Source organism: Mesorhizobium sp. P5_C1, from assembly GCF_054049815.1.
In genome coordinates, this window is sequence record NZ_JBFULQ010000455.1 from 1 (window position 1) to 4,430 (window position 4,430).

Sequence of the window (4,430 nt, forward strand, 5' to 3'; positions counted from 1 at the left end):
GGATACAAATATAAAGATTCTGATGTCCATATTTCATCAATGCAGCTTGATAAAAAGCTGACGCATCACAGCCTGATATTGCAGAAATTATACAAAAAGCCGAAAAGCGATAAAAAAATTGCTGACCGGCGGTGAAGTTGGCTCTCACGCATTTTCCCAGTGTTGCTTGTAATACTCGTGCATCAAGCCACCTCTTCGCCAAGGCCGTGGCAATGGTCTCATTTTGTGGCAATGCGCGCATAGGTATACATTTCACAGGGGAGTATCGGTCATTTTAGCATGGCTTTTGAGCGCATAGGTAGAGTGTCGTATTCCACGGTTCCTTCGATCGGGCAGTGGGCGGAACGGCAGCCGGGTGCGACTGTGCGAAGGGACGGTGATGGCCGCATCCCGCGGGCCATCACAATCAGGAATAAGYGACGAACAAAGGCGACCACGCTATCTCGGATCGGTCCGGAATCGCTGCCCGTTTCGAGGGTCGGGATATGCTACTCCCCGCCCATTTCCTTCTTGAACGTGTCGAAATCGACCTGCATTCCGTTGAAGATGGTGCTCCAGTGGCGGGTTAGCGCAGCCATTGTCACGGCTTCCTGGATCTCTTCGTCGGTGGCGCCGGCGCGCTTGGCGTCCTGGGTGTCCGACCAGATGCAGTAGTTGCAAGGTATCTGCGCCGCCACTGCCAGCGAGATCAGCGACTTGACCTTTGGTGGCAGCGCTGTCTTGTCGCTGAGTTGGATGGCCTTGACCTCGGCCCAGGCCCCAGGCAGGCCGGCTTTGGGGAACTGCTTCACAAAGCTGGGCACACCGCCCATGGTCGACTGGATGTCCTTGATGGTTGCATCGTATTCATCGGCATGGGCCGGAGCCGCGCCGAGCGACAGGATGCAGGCTGCGGCGGTGAGCAGGAACGCACGGCGGATGGACGACTGCACGGATTTGAAAATGCGACGGTTCGACATGGTTTTCTCCTCTGGTCTTTGTTAGCCTTACTGTGTAAGGTAATGTCGAAGGTGAACCTTACAGTGTAAGTTGTCAAGCGACGCCATGGACTCATCGATCAAGAAAAAGAGAGTGCGCGGTCGGCTGTCTCGCGAGATGATCGAGGACGCGGCCTTCCAGGTGATCGAGCGTGAGGGGCTTGCCGGCTTTTCGATGCGCAAGCTGGCGGCCGCGCTCGGCTGCGAGGCGATGAGCATCTACCATCACTTCCCTTCGCAGGCGCATCTCTACGAGGCGCTGGTCGACCGGCAGATCAGCGCGATTGTTATCCCCGACGCCAGCATGCCCTGGCGCGAAAGGATCCGCGTCGGCATGCAGGAATACCGTCGCGTCGCGACCGAGCATCCGGCCTTCGCCCCGTTCGTTGTCGTCTACCGCATGAATTCGCCAGCATGTCTTGCCAAGCTGGATAGTGTCATCGGCCTGTTCGAAGCTGGCGGCTTCGGTCCGGAGCTGAGTGCAAGGCTGTTCCGCGCTGCGAGTTACTACCTTATGGGTGCGATCCTCGACGAGACAGCTGGTTACGCCAAGGGTCCTTCGGCGGTGACCACGGTCAGCGACGAGCAGCTGGCGCGGGATTTTCCCAGCGTCATGACAGCCGGGGCCTATTTTGGTAGGGCCGGTTTCGACAAGACATTCGAGCTCGGCCTTGAGATGCTGCTGGATGAAATGGAACGCCTGCGCGACAGCACCAATGCGAGCTAGTTGTCCGGCAGGGTACGATTACAAGGTGGCTGTCTGAATGCGCTTTCTGTTTGTCCTGATCTTGCTCGCCGGCATCGGCACCGGTTTCATCTATCCCTGGGCGATGAGCAATTTCTCCGGCCACGAGATCGGCACATGGCGTGTCTACGAGCAGGGCCGCTTCAAGCCGCTGACGGTGCCGCTCAGCAGCCGCGACGCACCGGTGCGGGTGCTGGTGGATCTGACCGCGAGGGCCGAGCGCATCGTCTCGCAGCAGCGCACGGTGTTGACGCTGACATCGGCCACCAATGGCCGAACGGTGCTTGCCTCGACGCTGCAGTTCAACCATTCGGACAACCCACGCCAGGCCAGCCCGCAGCTGCCCGACAAGATTTTTCGCGATGAGGCTGGCGTGATCGCGAGCGTCAGCCCGGGTCCGTATCTCTTCACCGTCGGCCCGGGTGATGCCGATGACATTCCGATGCGCGCGGTCGACCTGATCCTGCGCTCCGGTGCCGGCGAGATCGACGGCCGCGCGCGGCCGGTCGGCTACGCGCTGATGGCGGTCGGCCTGATCGGGTTTTTGTTCTCCCTGCGCAGTCGTGGCGGCCGGCCCGAAAATCCGAATTCGCAGCCGCCCCCGCCGCGCTGGGGCAGGGGCTCTAAGTGAACTACCGCCACGCCTATCACGCCGGAAATTTCGCCGATGTCGTCAAGCATGTCGTGCTGACGCGATTGCTCGACTACCTGAAGCAGAAGGACAAGGCGTTTCGCGTCATCGACACCCACGCCGGCATCGGCCGCTACGATCTGTCCTCGGTCGAAGCGCAAAAGACCGGCGAGTGGCAGGGCGGCATCGGCCGGCTGATCGATGCCTCGTTCGCCGCGCCGGTGACGGCACTGCTCGCGCCCTATCTGGAGACCGTGCGGTCGCTCAATCCCGAGGGCGGCATCCAGAAATATCCGGGCTCACCGCTGATTGCGCGCCATCTCCTGCGCAAGCAGGACCGGCTGTCGGCGATCGAGCTGCATCCCAAGGATGTCGCGAAGCTGAGAACCCTCTTTGCCGGCGATTTCCAGACCCGTGTCATCGAGCTCGATGGCTGGCTGGCGCTCGGCGCGCATCTGCCGCCGAAGGAAAAGCGCGGCCTGGTGCTGATCGATCCGCCATTCGAGGAGGCTGGTGAGTTCGAGCGCCTCGTCGACGGGCTCATAAGGGCGCACAAGCGCTGGCCTAGCGGCATCTACGCGCTGTGGTATCCGATCAAGGACCGCAAGGCGATCATCGCTTTCCGCAAGGCGCTGAAGCAATCCGGCATCCCGAAGCTGCTCGACATAGAATTCGAGATCAGGCCCGCCTCTTCGCAGCCCAGTCTCGACGGCAGCGGCCTGCTGGTGGTCAACCCGCCTTTCACGCTGGAGGGCGAACTGCGGACATTGATGCCTGCCTTGCACAGGGTGCTCGCCGTGGAAAAGCCGGCGCACTGGTCGCTGGAATGGCTGGCCGGCGAGTAGAGAGGGCGCGGGGGCTCGAGCTCTCTTTTCCGTCCGGGTCCCCACGTGCTGGAGCCGTTCCGGTTCCATGCGGGGTTCGGCTTTGGCCAACGTCGTTCCGAACTGGGAAACCATTGTTTCCGCAACCGCTTGACCACCGCCAAGCGAATCCGCAGAGTGCGCGCAATCGACCTTGAGAGGCTGCCATGACTCGCTTCGCCAAATCCGCACTTGCTGCCCTGATTTCGCTCTGCACTCCGCTTGCCGTGCCTCTCGGTCTTACCCAGGCCGTGCAGGCGGCCGACCTTGGCGTCTATTCCGACGACGATGGCGGCGTCTGCGGCGAGGCCTGGGTGTTGAACAAGATCACCAGCCGCTTTTCCCATCAGGTGCATCACGTGCCGCACCTGCCCAACGTGCAGATCACCGATTTCCGGCGCATCCACCAGCATCTGTATCTGGCGGCCAACGAGACCTGGCCGATCGGCCGCCGCTATTGCGGCGCCACCGTCAGCCTGTCCGACGGGCGCGATCGCACCATCTGGTACCTGATCGAGGAAGGCCAGGGATTCGCATCGATCGGCGACAATGTCGAATTCTGCGTCTCGGGCTTCGACCGCTGGATGGTCTACAACGGCCGCTGCCGCATCCTGCGCTAGAGCGCGGATCTCCGTTCCGATTCCTTTTCGCGCCTGCGGCTCTACCCGCTGCGGGCGCTCTTTTTGTGCTGTGTTGACAGAAGAGGCGATCCGTCGCATAAATATGAGACAGACCTGTCTCATCACTGGTAAGCGCCATGACATCGTCGCCTGCTTCCGACAAACGCCAGCACGTCGTTGAAMCGGCCTACGGGCTGTTCAAGCGCGCCGGTTTCCATGCCACCGGCATCGATCGGATCATCGCCGAGGCCGATGTGGCCAAGATGACGATGTACCGTCACTTTCCCAGCAAGGACGAACTGATCGTCGAGGTGCTCGACTATCGCGCCAGGCGTTTTGATCGCCAACTCGACCGCCTCGCCGAGGAGGTCGCGACGCCCGGGAAGAAAATTGCAAAGATCTTCGACTGGCACGATCGCTGGTTCCGCAGCCCGGATTTCCATGGCTGCCTGTTCGCGCATGCGCTGGCCGAGTTCGGCGATCCGGAACATCCGGTGTTCAAGGCTGTCGCCAGGCAGAAGAACGGCCTCAAGAAGCGCATGCAGTCAATCCTCGAAGAAGAGATGCCGCGCGGTCGCGCCGAAAGCGTGGCTG

General features: G+C 61.2%; 6 protein-coding genes. 5 read left to right on the forward strand and 1 reads right to left on the reverse strand.

Translation table 11 applies throughout. The features are described from left to right. Positions 1–488: 488 nt before the first annotated feature. Positions 489–959, reverse strand: coding sequence for a carboxymuconolactone decarboxylase family protein (locus ACXJ7R_RS25640; protein ID WP_457154270.1), 471 nt, complete (start codon positions 957–959; stop codon positions 489–491). Between the two features lie 85 nt (positions 960–1,044). Here ACXJ7R_RS25640 and ACXJ7R_RS25645 point away from each other — a divergent pair, with 85 nt between their 5' ends. The 5 genes from ACXJ7R_RS25645 to ACXJ7R_RS25665 all read left to right on the forward strand — a co-directional run. Continuing rightward, complete coding sequence (locus tag ACXJ7R_RS25645) at positions 1,045–1,704, forward strand: TetR/AcrR family transcriptional regulator (protein ID WP_457154271.1); 660 nt, start codon at positions 1,045–1,047, stop codon at positions 1,702–1,704. 37 nt (positions 1,705–1,741) lie between these two features. Continuing rightward, positions 1,742–2,353, forward strand: a complete 612-nt coding sequence (locus ACXJ7R_RS25650; protein ID WP_457154272.1) for a hypothetical protein — start codon at positions 1,742–1,744, stop codon at positions 2,351–2,353. Beyond that, entirely contained in the window at positions 2,350–3,198 is an 849-nt protein-coding gene (locus ACXJ7R_RS25655) for a 23S rRNA (adenine(2030)-N(6))-methyltransferase RlmJ (RefSeq protein WP_457154273.1), read from the forward strand. The genes ACXJ7R_RS25650 and ACXJ7R_RS25655 overlap by 4 nt, the downstream gene beginning before the upstream one ends. Before the next feature lie 185 nt (positions 3,199–3,383). Then, positions 3,384–3,836, forward strand: a complete 453-nt coding sequence (locus ACXJ7R_RS25660; protein WP_457154274.1) for a hypothetical protein — start codon at positions 3,384–3,386, stop codon at positions 3,834–3,836. Positions 3,837–3,973: 137 nt separating this feature from the next. After that, positions 3,974–4,430 (forward strand): TetR/AcrR family transcriptional regulator (locus ACXJ7R_RS25665; RefSeq protein WP_457154275.1); only part of this gene is annotated, 457 nt, incomplete at its 3' end.